The sequence below is a fragment of the Pseudomonas fluorescens genome (assembly GCF_002837185.1).
Lineage (GTDB): Bacteria > Pseudomonadota > Gammaproteobacteria > Pseudomonadales > Pseudomonadaceae > Aquipseudomonas > Aquipseudomonas fluorescens_AM.
The window spans coordinates 1-18271 of the sequence record NZ_KZ478037.1 but is presented as its reverse complement, the minus strand read 5'-3'; the positions used below and the strand labels follow the sequence as shown (position 1 = coordinate 18271).

Here is an 18271-nt window from a genome sequence, read left to right as displayed (position 1 = left end):
GTTGCAGGGCCGCAAGTGAGGTGTGTATCTGGGCGATCTGCGCGCGGTTGCTGACAAACGACAGTAACAATCCCGCGCCCCATAACGTCGCCAAACCCAGTACTAGCGCATAACCGACTCGCGGCACGCTCCAGCCCAGCCGACGGCCATTGGTGTTATCGCCGAGTATGCCGTTCCACACCGGGGCAACCGACCAGTCATGTTGCTTATCATGCGGCGAGCGCTGTACCAGCAGGCTGAACCACAACCCACGCAAAGGCACGCCACGGGAGAACTCACCGGCCAGGGTCGCCAGCGTGTGACGCCAACGGGCAATGCCCTCGCCGTTCAAATCACGGGACAGGCGCAGCAGGAAGTCATGCTTCATCACGGCGTTCATCTGCGCCAGGCCCTCGCGACGCAGAGGCTCCAGCAAACGCATCAGGCAGGTTTCCAATGCCGCCGCCGTGAAGCGCTCGGGCAACGGGCAGCCCACCGGCTGCGCCTTGCGAGTGTCCTGCGACCATGCACTGTCGCAGACTTGCCACAGGTACAACGGCAACTGCCAGTGCAAGTCACGGGCGAGGCGCTGCAGCTGGCGTACACCTTTGCCCAATGCGACATCGTCGGCGGCCTGGGTTATGTTCAACGCCCAAACGACCCCGTCCAGCGCACGCCAGCGGCTCAGCCCAGCCCATTGTGTCGGTAATGATCGAGCCAGTACGGCTTGGGCGCTGCCGCCCCATAGCAGGACTGTGCCTTGGCCTTCAAGCCAGAATTGCCCGGCCAGGGTTGGGGCGATGGCTTCGATTTCAGCGGGTTCGCCGACCACTAGCAGCAGGCGAACTTTGCGGCGCCAGAAGAAACCGTAGTGGTTGCGCAGATGGTCGCGTAGCTCTCCTGCCTTTGACGTGTCCGGCGGTTCGGGCGCCGGTTTCAATTGCGAGGTCGGCGTCTTGGCAACCGGCCCCACGACCCGCAATGCCTGGGCCACCGCCAAACGCTCCCAAGCCAACAGAATGACCGGGCAGAGCCAGCAGAGCGCGAACCACACGCCCAGCCCCCACAACGCCAGTTGCTTAGCGGGCATTTTCGGCCAGCCCAAATAACCGGCGCACAAGCCATACAGCAGGCCACCGAGCAGCACCAGCAGCGTCATGATGAGCACATAGCCCAACCCCACCCGAATCAAAGAGCCCCTACCCACGTCCTTAACTATTGCCATGAGGTACCGCCACTCCAATCGCCAATCGTTTGTTTCCATCCTGGCTGAGCCAACCACACGGCTGACCCGCCTCCCCCGCTTGCAGCAATGCCAGGGACATCCCAATAAACGGCGCCAGGTCCGCCAGCACGCCCCACTGGCCTACCAGTTGGTGCTCGACCGCCGACCAACCGCCTTGCACAAAAGCTTGCTGACTGGTGACATCCAATGCCAGGCAATGGGCCGGCGGTGTTTCCAACCCCGCGTAGCGCTGCAGCTGTGCACACAGCTCGGCAGGCGATTCGTCCGCCCGGTATTCACCGCGATGCAACAACTGCCGGCCCTGTCGGCTTACCCGCCAGAGGAAGCCAGCTTCACCCGGTGGTTCGCTCTCTTCAGTGCTCTCTACCGACACTGCCCCCGCGCACAAGAGCCAATCGTCCTCGCCACGGCAATCGCCGTGAAAGGCATCGATCAACTCGTCCAGATCAGTCAGGTTCTGTAAAGCCAAACGGGCCTCGGGCAATACCACGCCAGTCCGTAAGAGCGTCTCCACGAAAGCAGCTTCGCTGCTCTGGGTCCCCACCCAGGCAATTGCCCGCAGTTGCGGCCAGCACTCCGATAACCCAGGGAGTGCCAGGGTTAAACGGGCGAGATGCCGGGCCAGCGCAGGCTCACGCTCGGTGGGCACGCTCAGCGACAACGGGCAACGCAGCATGGGCTGCGTAACCCCCCGTATCAGCAAAGGTATCGCCAGCGGGGTGTCTTTCATCAAGTTCAGATAATGCGTTTGCACGTTGCCCGCAGGGCCCAGCAACAACACGTCCTCCACCGGCAAGCCAAGACAACGTTGCTGCCACCACGCGTGGGTGGCAACCTCCAGGGTGCGCAGATACACCCTGCGGTTGAACAGTTCGATTTGCCACACCAACACACGTACCGCCAGCAGCAGCGCCCAGCACAGCGGCAGCACCGCACTCCAGAGCCACAACTCCAGACGCGGCTGCTCCCTGGGCCACAGCAACAACGAGACCGCCGACTGCAACCCGAACAGCAGCGCCAACCCCAACGCCCAGCCACGCCAACGCGGTTCGGCTGGCTCGATAAAGTCGGCATATTCAGGCGCGCGGTTCATGGTGCGATAACCATTGAACTGACCGCCAGGGTGCTGACCAACTGACAACCACAGGCGCAACGATGGCCGTTCAGCGCAACGGGTTTGCCGTCCATGGTTGAACCCGAAGCGCCCTCAACAATGTGCGTCAGCCCGTGCAGATTGCAGCGAGCCTTATCATCCACGCAGGCCACTGGCTTACCGAAGGCCTCGTAATGCCCTTCCAGGACTTCGCCGCCGAAGGGACGTAGCGGATCGCCCATACGTACGAGAGGCAGCATCAGACCACCCCGCCATCGAGTTCGAACAAATTGCCGCTCTTGCGCAACATGGCACTTGTTTGCTGGATACGTTGCAGATAGTCATCCTCTGCGATCAGGCGCTTCTGCTCGGTGGCCACTTGGCCAATATGGCGGGTCGGTTGCAGGATTTTCTCGGCGCCCGGCAAGAACGGCACCACCACACCACGGGCCTTATCGATCACCTGATAACCAATAGACGCCGCGCCGATGCCCGCCGCCAGCCCGCCAACGCCACCCAGTGCGCCGCCGCGCTTGATGCCATACACCGTGGCCCCGGCAATCATCGCCACGCCCAGTATCCGCCCACCCACCATGACCGGGGACAGGTCGCGGCTGTTGTCGTTGCCGAAATAGGTCATGCGATAAAAGAAGTAACCCGCCCACATCTCCCGCGTTTCCAACGCGTCGTACATGAACCACGCACGTGAGTCGTGTACCTGGTCATCGAACAACGCCACCAGCAGGGCCATATCAGGATCCACACTGGGCGTGCCCTGGGTGTCACGAAACAGTTGCTCACTGCGCCGCTTGCCTGCAGCCCTGAGGGCCGCGTGATCTTGGGTTTCATCATCCTGGTTGAGCAGATAGACCGCATCGCGCAATACCACATCGAAAACCGTGCCGGCTGTACTGGTCTGCTCGCGTTTCTGGCCCGTGTAATCAGACTTGAATTCAGCGGCGGCCTGGCTGAGCTGGGTCTTGTCGATTTTCGGTTCGTAGATCGGTGGGCCGGGGTGCTGGGGGTTACTCACGCGCGCTATCACGGCAGCCGCTTTTAGCGCCTGGTAGTTCTTTTTCTCTTCATTGCTCGTATACGCCGTGGTTTCCATGGCCTGGGTGAAGAATGGCTGGCGCTTGTAGCTGTCGTTATCACCTTGCCCATCATTGACATAGCGACCAATGCGCCAGCCGGTGATCCAGCCGAGTTGATCGGCCAGGGTGTCTTCTACGGTGGTGTTTAGACGCTGCGGTAGGTACTGCGAGGCGGTGTTGCTGGCGGGCTTGTCGGCGGGGAGGCCGGGTAGGGTTTTGCTTCGCCAGGCGTTGAAGCGTTCGATTACTACAGGGCTAATGTTGAACTCTCGTAACGTATCTCGCCCAATGCTTCTCCATGTTGCTTGCGACAGCAGATTTTTAGGTAGCATTGCTTCCAGTACTTGCAGAGGCGCACCCGCCGCAAAAGCGGCAGCATACAAGTCATGCAGAACGATCTGCGATGTCAATTCGTCAGTACCACCACGGGCCTTGCCCTGATCATTTTGCGGGTAACCGCCCCCAATATCAGAGTGAACGCCGGGGTACACCACTTCGTAGGTATTGGCTGGGTATTGGCCGTCCTCGTTGCGGATCGAATCCAGAGGAAAACACGAGCGCTGCTCGAAGGCTGCGACAAAATGCCGGCAACACTTGACCAGCTTCGGGAAGCGCTGCGCATCCGGCAGCAACTGGGTGTCATCGGCCCAGCCCATATGCCCTGCAAAAAAAGGAGCGGCATGGGCGATGCCCACCGAGGCTACGGTATCCAGTACCCCGAGAAACTCGACGCTGACGGGCAAGCCAATCAGGCGTTGAGCGGGCAGTTCTGCGCCAACGGGTGTATCGAACAACTCGCTTAACCAAGTGACAAAGGTGCGGGCTTCGGCCGCTCCCCGAGAGAAGCCGTACACAAACAGTTTGACCCCCAGCACGCGAGGCCTGGCCAATTCCGTTCGAGCCTGCAACGGCGCCAACAACGCGTTCATCGTCCGTCGACGATTACCCCGCCCCAGCGCACTCATCAGCGGCGCCTTCCAGGTGCTCATGGCCTCGACCTTTGTTTTAGCAACGGCGTCATCAATTCCATTTTTGGTCAGAGCAAATGACAGGGCACTGGCTACTTGCACCAACGCCCAATTGATACGATCTTCACCGCCAGTGGCATATCTGAGACCGCCTTCGCTGTAATCCAACTCGCCAACCTCTGGGAATGGAGTGCCAACACCTGGCATGTAAAACGAAAAATAGCCGCTTTTTTCTGCATCTTTGCCTCTCAAAGATGCATGAAACAGCTTAGCAATATTACTGGGGTGATTTTTTTTGGTGTCGTTATCGTTGTTATTGTTAGTGCCGTCGAAGAATAGACTGATATGCAGGCTATGACAGCATGCAGAATGCTGCTTCTGTCCTCTGGAGTTGACCCCTTGACGAAAAAGATTTTCCTCGGAAGTTTGCTTGTCATAGTTGGCGGTCACCGCCGATATTTGCGTCGGAAAACGACCACTGACAGGAAAATCCGCAGGCGCCCAAGCTTTAGAATTTGGATTCTCTTTTATTGTGGACATGCGGCTGGCTCCTTCATCCCCATAGGGTCTTTAATTGGATAATTTGGTGAACTAGGCGCCCAGCACGAACTCGTGAGCTTGATCTGATTACAAACCAAAAAATGCACAGTCAAACCACATCTTTTAGTGTCCGGCCACTCCGGAATATCCACTATGGCGCTGTGGCGCTGAAAACTAGATTCGGCCTTGGCCATTGCCACCTTAAATTCTGTTGTTCCAAGAGGAGGCATTTTCGCAAAAGGATCAGGATCAACCTCCCACTCAATATTAGCTTTCAACCCGGGTCGCCATTTAATCGGCATGATAATGCAACAGGATCGCCCCCCTCCTCCATCAGCCCTGTAACCATTGACCGACAACCAATTGATTGCGCTCAAGGTGTGATTAATCGCCTGTATATTTCCGCCTGCCATTTCATTATCCGCAGAGGAACACCCAAACAACGTTAACCCCAAAAAGCCGTACAGCCCTTGCATTAGTATTTTTTTTATTGCCAATCTCATAACTTTAATCTCCCAAGACTCAGTCCGGGCACCATGCAAAAAAAAGGCTGCCACAAACATATTTTTGATAGTCTCTATAAGCCGCCTCAAACCCTCTTGGCGCATGGCTGAATTAACGCGCCCCGCACCAGCAGTAGTGGATCGAAATTCGGCCAGGGTGTCTTCTATGGTGGTGTTTAGACGCTGCGGCAAGTACTGCAAGGCGGTGTTGCTGTCGGGCTTGTCGACCCCTTGACGAAAAAGATTTTCCTCGGGAACTTGCTTATCGTAGTTGGCGGTCACCGCCGATATATCAACTGGAAAGCGGCCATTCACGGGAAACGCGGGCGGGCCCCATACGTTGGCTTTTGGTTCTTTATTTATTGTGGGCATACGGCAGGCTCCTTCATTTGCCTAGGTTCCTTAATTGGATTATTCGGCGAGCCATAACCCCAACAAGAGGTGGTGACTTTGATTTGATTGCAAACCAAGAAGTGCACAGTTAAACCACATCTTTTTGTGTTCGGCCACTCTGGAATATCCACTATGGCGCTGTGGCGCTGATAGTTTGCTTTATGTTTAACCATAAACGATCTGAATTCATCCGTCCCTAAAGGCGGCGAAGGTGCAAAAGGATCAGGATCAACCTCCCACTCAATATTAGCTTTCAAACCGGGTCGCCATTTAATCGGCATAATAATGCAGCAGGAACTACCGCCACCTCCATGGGCTCTATAACCATTGACCGACAACCAATTGATTGCGCTCAAGGTATGATTAATCGCCTGTATATTTCCGCCTGCCATTTCATTATCTGCAGAGGAACACCCAAACAACGTTAACCCCAAAAGGCCGTACAGCCCTTGCATTATTATTTTTTTCATTAACAGCCTCATCACTTTAAACTCCCACGACTCAATCCGGGGGGGGTGGGCATGAGAAAATGTCTACCATAAGCATATTTTTAATAGCGCTATAAGCAGCCTCAACTCCTCCTGGTACATGGCTGAGCTAATCCGCCCGTCCCAACAGTGGTGACTGGTAATTCGACCTGGGTGTCTTCTACGATCGTGTTTAGACGCTGCGGCAGGTACTGCGAGACGGTGTTGCTGGCGGGCTTGTCGACCCCTTGACGAAAAAGATTTTCCTCGCAGATTTGCTTATCATAGTTGGCGATCACCGCCGATAATTGCGTCGGTAAACGACCATTGACAGTAAACTCCGGAGGCGCCCAAGCTTTAGAGCTTGAGTTTTCTTTTACTATGGACATGCGGCTGGCTCCTTCATCCCCAGAGGATCTTTAATTGGATTATTAGGTGACCCATAACTCCAGCAAGAAGTGGTGACTTTGATTTGATTGCAGACGAGAAAATGTACTTTCAAACCACACGACTCAGTGCCTGGCCACTCCGGAATATTCACTATGGCGCTGTGGCGTTGAAATTTAGCTTCATGTTCAGCCCACGCTTTTTCATCAAAACCAAAACCTGTTGTTTTTCGTTTTATTTTTGCAAAAGGATCAGGATCAACCTCCCACTCAATATTAGCTTTCAAACCGGGCCGCCATTTAATCGGCATAATAATGCAACAGGAACTTCCTCCTCCGCCGTCCGCACGAAAACCATTGACCGACATCCAGTTAATAGCATGCACCGTATGATTGACAGCCTCCAAGTTACCTCCCGCCATTTCATTATCGGCAGAAGAACACCCAAATAACGTCAACCCGAAAAAGCCATACAACCCTTGCAACAATACTTGCCTCATTGATAAGCCCATCATATGAAGCTCCCTTTTCACTACCAAAATAGACTTATCGCGCACGTACTACGCAGCTGCTTCACGGCCCCTATTTACTGCGCTCCAAACAGAAGTCCACACCCAGGCCCAACCGTCTGAGTGCCGCCTCATCTGGCCCGCCCTCAGAGCGGCAGTACGTATCACGAAGATACCCATTGAAATGTCGTTCTTCGACAAGCCTGTTTTGATGATCGCTATATAGCATCACTGTATCGACCACGAAATCTACTGGCATACTGAGCAACGTCGCGAATGGGCACACGACACTTAGATAACAAAACTCAGGGACATAGTCGTAGCTACCGCGACTTTCCAATGTAAGCAGCCGCCAATCATATTGAACACCAACATAGTAATAGCCGGAACTGCTGTAGGTTTTCGATGACTTGCCTCGCCCAACTAATGTTCCACAGCCGACAGTGAGGGTGGCGAGGCCAAGCAATACGATCAAAGCCAAGCGCTTCAACGCATCAATCTCTTGCCTGTGCAAGGTTTCTGTATGCCGAACGCGCTGCCCCTTCGAAACGTCTTCATCGAGGCTCACAGTTTTTGCCTCACGTACTCGGCCAAATCACCAAAGTAGCTTTCCCGACTGGCCCGTATGACAAATGAATATAAGGAGGCGAAACGCTGTTCCGGCCCCTCTCCCAGGTCATCAAAGTTCCCGCCATCGAGCAGTCTCTGCGCATCACCTATGCAACCAATCAGGTCGCATTGCTGATCACTCAGGTCCATGCCGGGACTCACTTGAGTGCCACCCTGATAAGTCTGGCAAGTACCTTGCAGCCACTGCGGCCGATCATCTCGATCCAGCCAGCCCCAATAGCACGCAACGTTCACGTATTCGGCGCGCTGGTCATCCGTCAGGATCGAGGCCATCAACAAGGGAAAGATGCGCGGATCGTAATAACGCAGTAGCCCGGACTGCCCGCCCCATTTGATTTGCGACAAGGCTTGCAGGGCATGGCTCAATACTTCGAACGGTAATGGCGAGATCACTACCAGCAAGCGAGCATCCACGGCGCAGTGGGTCATTAATTCTTCGAGCCAGGCTTTATGCTGCCAATGCGTCAGGTCTAGACGCATCAAAACAGGTGACTGATCCAGCAGGTTTTCCTCCGGCGTTGCGCTGAACAACGAGAACCATGGAACCTCTGGGCTCAACATCTTCAGCGCAGGTATAACGCAGTTGTTCCAGGCGGTTTGGTCGAGCAATAGATCGACCTGCTGTATTGCGACGCTGGCACATACCTGTTCGATCTGTTCTTGCCATTCTGTGGGTGTTGCCATCTTCATATTCCCCCTCAACCTTCGCGCATCAGTAAACCGGTGGTGTTTCCCCTGGCTTTTTCAAGGCACTCTTTACACACCGACTGTGGCAACTCCGGCAGTGGAAAACCCTGGCTGGCCGTCTTTTCCCAGACATGCTGGCCTTTGAGGTTGAGCTTGCCGGGCGTGTGGATGTCGATAGCCCCGGCTGGGGTGATACGGATGTAGCCGCCACCGCAGGCCAGGGTGATGCCGTTTTTGGCGGTCAATTGCAGATGGCCCTGTACGGTCTGCAGGGTGATGTCTTGCTGGGCAATCAGATTCATCACGTCGCCGTGGGACTCGATTTCCAGGGGGCCTTTACCGGATACGAGGCGCATGCCTTCTTGCTGGGCAAGCAGGGAAATGGCCTTATTTGCGTGGACGAACAGCCGTTGAGCGGCGGCCAGGCTGATCTCGTCGTTGCTTTGCACGTACATCGCTTTGCCGCTTTTGAGCAGTACGCTGTCAGGGGTCACCGCGCCGATGCCCTTGGGTGCGCTGAGCAGGATGGCCGAGGCGTGCAGGTCTTTGGCGTTATCCTGGAACTGCTGCAAGCCGTCTATCGCAGGCTGAGGACTGCGATGAGAGTGGGCGATTTCCTGCCAATCGGCGACTTGTTGCTTTGCTCCCGCGACCATACCGGTGGCTGGTGCCATAGTGAGCACATCATCAGCGGCCTTGGCCTGTACATCCGCACTGATGAACAAACCTTTACCGGCGCGAATGCTCCCCCAATCGTCCGTACGCAGCTCAAACCCTTCCCCGCGCTTTTGTTTCGCGGCATCCACCAAATGCCCGAGGTTGAGCTGGCTTTTGCCACCATATTCAGTACTGAGCTTGACGTGCTCCTGCCCCCGCGTATCGTCCATGCGCAGTTTATTGTTGGCCGGGGTGCGCAGTACGTTGCGCCTGTCGTTGCGCAGGGTCACGTGGTCCACATGCTGGCTGTCGTGCAAGGCATGGGCGATGTAGGGGCGGTCCGGGTCGCCCTGTTCGAAGGCCACGGCCACTTCGGTGCCGGCAATCAGCGGTAAATGCAGACCATGGGTGTCGCCCGCGTAGGGCCGGGCCAGGCGTAGCCACACACTTTCTTCACCGGCCTTCCAGCTGTCACGATCGAACAGGAAATTCACCCGGTAGCGCCCTTCCAGGTCGATATGCGCGTAGGGATCGTTGGCCTGCGGGCTGGTGACGCGGGCTGGGACGGTGCCGGCGATTTGTGGTTTTTCCTTCAGTTCTGGGCGAAAGCACACAGTTTCTGAATAGGGCATGGCCTGGAAGGTGGTTTCAAAGCTTTGATCACGGGCGGCCTTGGTGGTCAGGCCGGTGATCACCGCGCCGGGCGTGAAGGCCTGAGGCGCGCCGCCAGAGACTTTCAGCACCTGCCCCGGCGCCAGGGTGGCGCTGCTGCTGATGCCGCTGAGTCGGGTCTGCCCATTCAGGTAACGCTCGTGACGCAAGCGGCCGTAGAAATAGCCGCTTTCGCCTTGCAGATCTTCGTCCTGATCCAGACGGTCGCCGAGGGACGTGTAAGGTTCGGCGTAGTGGTAGGCCTCACCGTAAGTGGTGGTCGCGCCCCGGCTCTGATCGATCTCGCCGCTCAGATGGGCGCTGGCATCACGGTGGTGATAGGCGCGGAAATGCACCTGCTGTTCGACCACCTGATGCTGCGATTGCAGTTGCCACACCGCATCCTGGCCGCTGCTGCCCAGCCCGGATTGCGGCCGAAGAGGCAGCTCGATGTCGAACTGATAGAGGCGTTGATCGTCGCAAAACTCCACCACATCAATGCCCAGGCGTTCGTCGCTGGTGAAGCGGTACCAGATGCCGACCTCGGCCAGTAGGCGGGCGATAAAGGCCAGGTCGTTTTCACCGTATTGCATGACCTGTTCGCGTTTGGGGTAGTCGCGTTTGAGGCTGAACAGAAAATCCTGGCCTTCCAGGCCATGGCGGTTACGCAGAATGCCTTCGACGATTTCCGGCACCGACTGGTGCTGGTAGATGCGCAACTGCCGGCCACGACCGAGCAGGGCCAGGCGTGGTTCGAGAATGATTTCGTAACGGGCTTCGTCGAGGGAACCGGACAGGCGTTTGAAGCGGGTGACCACGCCATACAGAGTGCGCAACGGTTTGACCTCCGGTGCGCTGAGCCCGGCGACCGGAAGCTTTTGCGGCGCGGCGTGCAGGCTGAAACTGGCGTCCTGGCCGAGCATGCTATGCGCCGCCAGATCTCGTTCGGTGGTGGTGAACTCCACCCGATAACGGAACGGCTGGCTCAGGTGTTCGTGGCCTTCGAACGCCAGGACATCGAGACGGGCATCGAGGTTGCGCACACTCAACTGATGTCGGCTGTGGTCGAAAAAAACGCTCGGTAAAACGCTGAAAGTCATCCCTTTTACTCGTAAACGCGAGAGACTCCAGAGAGTAAAGATTTGTTATCGGTAATTAATGTCGGAAAATTCACCTTTACAAGAACGATGCTTCTTCATTTGCACCTGCAAGTCCTCCAGGCCGGCAAATTCGGGTAATTGTCGATTGTCGGCCGAGTGTGCCGGGGGCCGTCTGATCATTGGGTGTTATCAAGGCATCATCGCAGGTAAGCCCGCCTGCCTCACCCGAACTGCTCCGGTGAATTGACCGGCAACTGCCTATGACTAATCCGCTATCGGTGGGTATGGTGAAGCCACATTCCCCTGTCCGGAGCATCGCATGCGCACCATCGGCCTTATCGGCGGCATGAGCTGGGAGTCCAGTGCCGAGTATTACCGCATCATCAACCAGCACGTACGCGACCGTCTCGGCCCGCTGCGTTCGGCGCAGCTGTTGATGTACAGCGTGGACTTCGGCCCGGTGGAACAGGCCCAGCACGCGGGGCGCTGGGATGATGCCGCGTTGATCCTGGAAGACTCCGCGCGCCGCCTGCAGGCAGCCGGCGCCGAATGTGTGGTGCTGTGTACCAACACCATGCACCGGGTGGCGCCGCGTATCGAGGCGGCAGTGTCGATTCCCTTCCTGCATATCGCCGATGCGGCCGGGGCGGCTGCCAGGCAAGCCGGCACCTTGACCGTGGGCTTGCTTGGCACTGCATTCACCATGGAGCAGGACTTCCTCAAGGCCCGCTTGATGGCACAGGGCCTGACCGTGCTGGTGCCGGATGCCGACGAACGCAAGGACGTGCATCGGATCATTTATGAGCAGTTGTGTGTGGGCGTGATCAGCGACCAATCACGCGCAGTCTACCAGCGGGTGATCGAGTCCCTGGCCGCACGCGGCGCCCAGGCGGTGATTCTCGGCTGTACGGAAATCAGCCTGCTGATCAAACCCGAGCACAGCGACCTGCCGCTGTTGGACACGACCGAGCTGCATGCGCGGGCTGCGGTGGCGTTTGCACTGGAGGATTAAGCCGACTTGCGCAGGCGCGCCATGCTCAGGGTATCGACGAACACACCGTCACGCAGGGCGTAATCGCGCAAACGCCCTTCGACCTCGAAGCCGAATTTACGATACAGGTTGTGTGCCGCTTCGTTGTCGGCATACACCGTGAGCTCTACGCGGTGCAGGTTCATCCAGTTGTCGGCCACGTCCAGCGCGGCCGTCAACAGCTTCGAACCGATGCCCCTGCCCTGCCACGCCGTCGCTACGCCCATGCCGAAAGACCCCACATGCGCCTGGCGCACGCGCAGGTACTGCTCCAACCCCAACTGGCCAATCACTTCGCCGCCGTGCAGCGCCACCAATTGCAGTCGGCGTTCGTTATCCATCACCAGGCGTTTGCGCCAGGCTTCCACGGACTGGAAAGGCATCTGCAGCACCTGACGGCATACCGCCGGTTCGTTGTAGAGCGCCGCGACGCCCTCAAGGTGGGCCTCGGTGAAGCGCTGAATCACGATAGGGAGGTCAGGCGTGCGCATTGTGTTTCATCCTTTGAACGACAAGTGGCCGACCAGTGTAGGAGCAAAGCAGGCGCCCTGGCGAGCTTCAACCTTCGGTGTACCAGGCGGCCGGGTCGCAGGCTGCTTGAGTGCTATCGGAAGTTGCTGACCGAACAACCGATATGGTCCTACATGCACGGCAAGCTTTACTTGCAAAACTCGGGCGCGTCCAACCACGCACCCGAGTGTCTGCCAATTGATAAAACAACGAACGCTAACCGCCTGCTTTTTTGTCGCCGCGCTATTGGGGGTTAGCGCTTGTGCGACGAAACACCCGCCTGAGTGGGGTATCCGCTGGCTACCGGATTGTGCCAGCCGGCCCTTCACCGGGCTGGATCCGGAGGTAATCGCCAGGACGCAATGCGGCATCGTCACCGTGCCCATGGACCACTTGAACCCCAGTCTGGGCAATCTCAAGCTGGACATCACCCGCGTTGGGGCGTTGCTGCCCGCCGAGCGCGAAGGTGCCCTGTTTACCCATCCGGGCGGGCCCGGCGCCGAGTCCGACAGGTTCACTGTGCTCCTGGCTTCCCTATGGAAAGGCTACGCCGATCAGCCACAGGGTGAGGCCTATCGGCACCTGGTCAATACCTACGATGTGATTGCAATGACACCGCGAGGGATGGGCAGTGACCCGCACTCGCAACTGGTGTGCCGATCCGACGAGGAGATCGTTGCGCAAAACGACATCACCGAAGATCGCAGTCCGGCCAATATCGAGGCTATCCGGCATAACGCTGGCGTACTGGCCCGAGGCTGCGCCAGCCAGCGCCTGGCACCTTATATCAATACCGAACAAACAGCGCGGGACATGGAGCTGGTGCGTGTGCTGCTCGACGAACGCCAGCTCAATTACTTCGGCAACGGTTACGGCACATGGCTGGGCGCCTGGTACGCCGGCTTGTTTCCAAAGCAGGTCGGGCGCATGGTGCTCGACTCGAGTCCAGACTGGACCGCCACGTTCCAGGACGCCTCGTTGGTTCAAGCACCGGAAAAAGAACGCGTGTTCGCGCGATTTGTTGCACAGCGCGCCGCCAACGATCCGCGGCGCTACCAGATGGGCAGCACCCCAAAGGCAATAGGCGCGGTTTTTCTCGACCTGTTGCCTCACGTCAGAGGGGCGCTGCGTTCAGACAACGAGTACTACAGCGCGCCTGAATACCTGATGGCGGCCCGCGCACTCAGTCAGTGGCTGCGTGAATCGCCAGACCTGCCGGACGCCAAGCTGTTGGCCAACGCCCGAGCCCATCGATTCAGCCCTGACCCTGGCATAAATGCGCTGGCGAAACAGGCGTTTATACGTCTGCTCGACGGCACCCGCCGCCCGTCACCGTGGAATGGTCTGGCGCTCGGTCCCTTGACACTCACGCCCAGAGAGTCTGTCCGTAGCACCGTGCTATGCAACGATTCAGTGTCCGCAGGCGAAGCATTCTGGACCGCCAAGGAAAACCAGTACGCCATTCAGTATCCAGTAGGGGGCAGTTTCTTCCCGTCGCGACATTGCGCCGATTGGCGCGGCCAACAGCTTGACGGGGTGCCGCAGCGCAGGCTGGCGCAGGTCGACGGCCTCTTTATGATTCAGGCCGAATATGACGATCAGACGCCCGCAGCAGGCGCCCTCAAAGCGTTCGCAAGTGTGCCTGCCGCGCACATGACGCTACTCAAGGGCGCCTACCGACACGGCGTTTCGTTCCCCGGGGCCAATGCCTGCGTGAACAGGAATGTCGGAGATTTCCTGGCCTTTGGACGTAAACCTGACCGCTTTTCGATCTGCTACGAATCACCCTGATCCCGTGGTCAGCCTCGCAGCGCTGTCCGCCATAGCCTGGCGATATCCGCCGCCCGCTCGCACAACAGTCGCGGCGCCTCGCTGCACGCCTGCTCCAGGCTCATCGGCCCCGATGGCAACGCAAATGCGGCATCCACGCCGTGGGCGTACATCTGCTCGTAGCCGTCACCCAGGGTCCCGGCGAGCACGATCACCGGGACCTTGTGGTGGCGGGCGATACGCGCTACGCCAAACGGGGTTTTACCGCGCAGGGTCTGGGCGTCGAAGCGGCCTTCGCCGGTAATGACCAGGTCGGCACCGCGCATGGCGGCGTCCAGCCCGACCAACTCGGCCACCACCTCAACGCCGGCACGAAACTGTGCACCCAGAAACGCCTTGGCGGCAAAACCCAGGCCACCGGCGGCGCCGCTACCTGGTTCGTCACGCACGTCCTTGGGCAGCACTTGTGCGCAGTGGTCGGCAAAATGGCCGAGAGCGGCATCCAGCTGTTGAACCTGCTCGGGAGTGGCGCCTTTCTGCGGGCCGAAAATTGCCGAGGCGCCCTGGGGCCCGCACAAAGGGTTGTTCACATCCGCCGCGATTTCAAAGCGGACCTGGGCCACACGCGAATCCAGGTTTTCCAGGCTGATGCGGGCCAGGCCACTCAACGCCAGACCTCCAGGTGCCACGGGCTGATCATGGGCATCGAACAACTGCACGCCGAGCGCCTGCATCGCGCCCGCGCCGCCATCATTGGTCGCACTGCCACCAATGGCCAGAATGATGCGCCGGGCCCCCAGATCAAGGGCCGCGCGGATCAGTTCGCCGGTGCCATAGGTGCTGCTGGAACACGCATTGCGCTGGCCCGGCGCAACCAGTTGCAGGCCACTGGCTTCAGCCATTTCGATGATTGCGGTGTGGCTGTCGGCCAACCATCCCCAGTGCGCTTGCACCTTGGCGCCCAGTGGCCCGCGCACGGTCTGGCTGCGCAATTGCCCCTGACACGCAGCGAGCACCGCGGCGACCGTCCCTTCACCGCCGTCCGCCATCGGGCATTGCACCAACTGTGCGTCAGGCCAGACCTGAACCAGGCCATCGGCAATGGCCTGGGCGACCCGTTCGGCACTCAGGCTGTCCTTGAACGAGTCGGGGGCGATGATGATTTTCATGGGCGTTCTCCGGTTTTTATAACGCCCATGCTGACAGTTGGTACTGCTGCTGACGCCGGTCCGATGCACAAGTGGCGTTGAAGTTTGTTGTTCATTTTTACAAACCCTGGGGCAACAACTGCACGCCCAGGTACAGCGCAAGCATGCCGTCCAGGGTCAGCGGGTCGACGCCGCTCAGCTCGGCGATTCTTTCCATGCGGTAGCGCAGGCTGTTGCGGTGAATCCCCAGGGCATCGGCGCAAGCCTGGCTTTGCCCGTCGTGCTCGCACCAACTGCGCAGCGTGGCCAGCAGTTGGCCGTTGCTGTCCTTGGCCAGTACTTTGCGCAACGGATTGAGCAATTCGTCCAGGGCATCGTCGTTGCGGTGGCGCCAGAGCATGACCGGCAGGCGATAGCGGTTGAGGATCAACAGGCGCGCGTGCGGCAGGATATCGCGGCCGTAGGCGAGCAAGTCACCGACGCGGCGATAGCAGCGGCGCAGACCGGCCAGCCCTTGCGCCTGCCCGCCTACGGCCACCCGCAGGATATTCCAGCCCAGGCTGTCGAGCTTTTCCAGCAGGCGTGGGTTGTCGATGTGCAGGGCCGCCGGACGGCACCACAGCAGGGAAAACTGCGCGCTGCTCACGCACCAGCTGTCCGGATAACGCGACGTCAGCCAGGCGCTCAAGGCCTCGGCCGACTGCCCCGCGCCCAGTTCGAACAGGTACGGCATGCGCGCCAGTTGCGGCTTGAGGCCCAACTGTTGCGCTTCGTCGACCAGGCGCGGCGAGTCGCCCGTATCGGCCAACAGCAAGGCCAGCAAATCGTCACAGCGCTGGCGTCGCCATTGCTGCTCGGCCTGCTGGTGACGCTGGCTGACCAGCATTTCGGCGGTCATGCGCACCAGCTCGGCGTAGGTGCGCAACCCGTCCGGCTCACCGGTGATACCCAGGACGCCGATCAGGCGCTGGTCGTGCATCAGCGGCAGGTTGATGCCCGGCAACACACCTTTGAGGTGCTTGGCGGTCTGCCCGTCGATTTCCACCACGCGCTCGTTGGCCAGCACCAGTTGCGCGCCTTCGTGACGGGTGTTGATGCGCTCCGGCTCGCCGCTGCCGAGAATCAGGCCCTGGCTGTCCATCACGTTGACGTTGTAGGGCAGGATCGCCATGGTGCGATTGACGATATCCTGTGCCAGCTCATGATCCAGCTCGAACATGGGGGCTATTTTCCTCGAAACGGGTTGGTCAGCGGCACAGCGCAAAGCAGGCTTGACTGTGCGCGAGCACAAAGACAGTTGCCCATCGCCTCACCGAGACTGTGCAAGCGATCAACGTTACCCTCGCATCGCCAAAAATCATAATAAAGAGAGACTCGCCATGTCACAGAGCGCCGCTGCAGCACTGGCCACCGATGACGATAAAAACGCCATCTACAAGCGCGTCACCCTGCGCCTGATCCCCTTCATTTTCATCTGCTACCTGTTCAACTACCTTGACCGGGTCAACGTTGGCTTTGCCAAATTGCAGATGCTCGACGCGTTGAAATTCAGTGAAACCGTGTACGGCCTGGGTGCCGGGATCTTCTTTATCGGCTACGTGCTGTGTGGCGTGCCGAGCAACCTGGCGCTGACCCGGTTCGGGCCAAGGCGCTGGATTGCGCTGATGATGATCGTGTGGGGCACCCTGTCCACGTGCCTGCTGTTCGTGACCACGCCGACGCATTTCTACACCTTGCGTCTGTTTACCGGTGCCGCCGAAGCGGGCTTCTTTCCCGGCGTGGTGCTGTACCTGTCGCAGTGGTTTCCAACCTTTCGCCGTGGGCGGATCATGGCGCTGTTCATGTCGGCGATTCCGGTCTCCGGCCTGCTCGGCAGCCCGTTCTCCGGCTGGATTCTCAACCATTTCGCGGCCGGCCAGGGTGGCCTTGCCGGGTGGCAGTGGATGTTCCTGTTGCAAGGCATCCCCACCGTGATCCTGGGCGCCCTCGTCTACTTCCTGCTCAGCGACAGCTTTGCCAACGCCAAGTGGCTCAAGCCCCACGAACGCGCGCTGCTGGAAGCCGACCAGGCCATTGACCTGGCGAATAAACCGAACACCACCACCGATTCCCTGGCCGAAGTCTTCAAGAACCCGGCGATCTGGGCGTTCGGCCTGATCTACTTCTGTATCCAGAGCGGCGTGTATGCGATCAATTTCTGGCTGCCCTCGATCATCAAGAACCTGGGGTTCAGCGATAACCTGGTGATTGGCTGGCTCAGTGCGATCCCGTACCTGCTGGCCGCGGTGTTCATGTTGCTGGTGGGCCGCTCGGCCGACCTGCGCAAGGAGCGTCGTTGGCACTTGGTAGTGCCGATGCTGATGGGCGCGATGGGTTTGATCATTGCGGTGAATTTCGCCACCACCCCGGCGATCGCCATCCTCGGCCTGACCATCGCCACCATGGGCGCCCTCACCGGCCTGCCGATGTTCTGGCCGGTGCCCACCGCCATGCTCAGCGCGGGCGCTGCGGCCGGCGGGTTGGCGTTGATCAACTCCATGGGCCAGATGGCCGGGTTTCTCAGCCCGTATATCGTGGGTTTTGTGAAAGATGCAACGGGGTCCACGGACGTGGCGCTGTACCTGCTGGCGGCGGTGATCGTCGCCGGCAGTGTGCTGGCGTTGCGGATGACGCGCACCTTGAAGGTTTAAAACGCCCCCATGTGGGCATAGGTAACTACACCACTCTGTAGCGGCCAACGCTAACCGCTAACCACGATGCGCAGCGAGTCGCTCTTGATCTTGATCTTGATCTGCTTTTGATCTCAGGCGCCCCGTTAAACCACGCTGGCCGAACGCAGGCTTGAATCCGTGGGCAACCCGGCAGGACGCCGGGTTAGCCGCACTGGGCCAGGGATGGCCCATTGCGGCG

General features: G+C 58.8%; 16 protein-coding genes and 1 pseudogene. 3 read left to right on the top strand and 14 right to left on the bottom strand.

What is annotated here, in order from left to right:
- The 11 genes and pseudogenes from CIB54_RS26480 to CIB54_RS26430 form a co-directional block, all read right to left on the bottom strand.
- Positions 1-1138: pseudogene (locus tag CIB54_RS26480) on the bottom strand (type VI secretion protein VasK); the annotation flags it as partial.
- Positions 1139-1190: 52 nt separating this feature from the next.
- Positions 1191-2174 (bottom strand): hypothetical protein, encoded by a 984-nt coding sequence (locus CIB54_RS26475; RefSeq protein ID WP_101221414.1) that lies wholly within the window; start codon positions 2172-2174, stop codon positions 1191-1193.
- A 140-nt stretch (positions 2175-2314) separates the two neighbouring features.
- Positions 2315-2578 carry a PAAR domain-containing protein gene (locus tag CIB54_RS26470; RefSeq protein WP_065952716.1) on the bottom strand — a complete coding sequence of 88 codons (264 nt, stop codon included), beginning with the start codon at positions 2576-2578 and terminating at the stop codon, positions 2315-2317.
- Positions 2578-4920 carry a T6SS phospholipase effector Tle1-like catalytic domain-containing protein gene (locus CIB54_RS26465; protein ID WP_101221410.1) on the bottom strand — a complete coding sequence of 781 codons (2343 nt, stop codon included), beginning with the start codon at positions 4918-4920 and terminating at the stop codon, positions 2578-2580. Before CIB54_RS26465 ends, CIB54_RS26470 begins: the two co-directional genes overlap by 1 nt.
- A complete protein-coding gene (locus CIB54_RS26460; RefSeq protein ID WP_101221413.1) occupies positions 4908-5423 on the bottom strand; it encodes a Tli1a family immunity protein in 516 nt (171 codons plus the stop codon). Before CIB54_RS26460 ends, CIB54_RS26465 begins: the two co-directional genes overlap by 13 nt.
- Before the next feature lie 359 nt (positions 5424-5782).
- Positions 5783-6286, bottom strand: coding sequence for a Tli1a family immunity protein (locus tag CIB54_RS26455; protein ID WP_420094175.1), 504 nt, complete (start codon positions 6284-6286; stop codon positions 5783-5785).
- A gap of 101 nt (positions 6287-6387) precedes the next feature.
- The gene (locus CIB54_RS26450) at positions 6388-6672 is read right to left on the bottom strand and encodes a hypothetical protein (protein ID WP_101221408.1); all 285 of its coding nucleotides are present in this window, start codon (positions 6670-6672) and stop codon (positions 6388-6390) included.
- The gene (locus tag CIB54_RS26445; RefSeq protein ID WP_420094176.1) at positions 6663-7169 is read right to left on the bottom strand and encodes a Tli1a family immunity protein; all 507 of its coding nucleotides are present in this window, start codon (positions 7167-7169) and stop codon (positions 6663-6665) included. The genes CIB54_RS26450 and CIB54_RS26445 overlap by 10 nt, the downstream gene beginning before the upstream one ends.
- An 82-nt stretch (positions 7170-7251) precedes the next feature.
- On the bottom strand, positions 7252-7746 hold the full coding sequence (locus CIB54_RS26440; RefSeq protein ID WP_232790614.1) for a YceK/YidQ family lipoprotein: 495 nt from the start codon (positions 7744-7746) through the stop codon (positions 7252-7254).
- Positions 7743-8498, bottom strand: a complete 756-nt coding sequence (locus CIB54_RS26435) for a toxin Tle1 chaperone Tla1 (RefSeq protein WP_101221407.1) — start codon at positions 8496-8498, stop codon at positions 7743-7745. The genes CIB54_RS26440 and CIB54_RS26435 overlap by 4 nt, the downstream gene beginning before the upstream one ends.
- A gap of 8 nt (positions 8499-8506) precedes the next feature.
- Entirely contained in the window at positions 8507-10903 is a 2397-nt protein-coding gene (locus CIB54_RS26430; protein ID WP_101221406.1) for a type VI secretion system Vgr family protein, read from the bottom strand.
- Between the two features lie 319 nt (positions 10904-11222).
- On the opposite strand from CIB54_RS26430, the gene CIB54_RS26425 reads away from it, so the two are divergent.
- Positions 11223-11915, top strand: coding sequence for an aspartate/glutamate racemase family protein (locus CIB54_RS26425; RefSeq protein ID WP_101221405.1), 693 nt, complete (start codon positions 11223-11225; stop codon positions 11913-11915).
- On the opposite strand, the gene CIB54_RS26420 is transcribed toward CIB54_RS26425, so the two are convergent.
- Positions 11912-12424 carry a GNAT family N-acetyltransferase gene (locus tag CIB54_RS26420; RefSeq protein WP_065952709.1) on the bottom strand — a complete coding sequence of 171 codons (513 nt, stop codon included), beginning with the start codon at positions 12422-12424 and terminating at the stop codon, positions 11912-11914. The genes CIB54_RS26425 and CIB54_RS26420 overlap by 4 nt on opposite strands.
- 217 nt (positions 12425-12641) lie before the next feature.
- On the opposite strand from CIB54_RS26420, the gene CIB54_RS26415 reads away from it, so the two are divergent.
- Positions 12642-14234, top strand: coding sequence for an alpha/beta fold hydrolase (locus CIB54_RS26415; protein WP_198557224.1), 1593 nt, complete (start codon positions 12642-12644; stop codon positions 14232-14234).
- An 8-nt stretch (positions 14235-14242) separates the two neighbouring features.
- On the opposite strand, the gene CIB54_RS26410 is transcribed toward CIB54_RS26415, so the two are convergent.
- Both CIB54_RS26410 and CIB54_RS26405 read right to left on the bottom strand, forming a co-directional pair.
- Positions 14243-15382 carry a glycerate kinase gene (locus tag CIB54_RS26410; protein WP_101221403.1) on the bottom strand — a complete coding sequence of 380 codons (1140 nt, stop codon included), beginning with the start codon at positions 15380-15382 and terminating at the stop codon, positions 14243-14245.
- A gap of 97 nt (positions 15383-15479) precedes the next feature.
- Positions 15480-16580 (bottom strand): sugar diacid recognition domain-containing protein, encoded by a 1101-nt coding sequence (locus CIB54_RS26405; protein WP_101221402.1) that lies wholly within the window; start codon positions 16578-16580, stop codon positions 15480-15482.
- Positions 16581-16740: 160 nt separating this feature from the next.
- Here CIB54_RS26405 and CIB54_RS26400 point away from each other — a divergent pair, with 160 nt between their 5' ends.
- The gene (locus tag CIB54_RS26400; RefSeq protein ID WP_101221401.1) at positions 16741-18051 is read left to right on the top strand and encodes an MFS transporter; all 1311 of its coding nucleotides are present in this window, start codon (positions 16741-16743) and stop codon (positions 18049-18051) included.
- Positions 18052-18271: the final 220 nt, after the last annotated feature.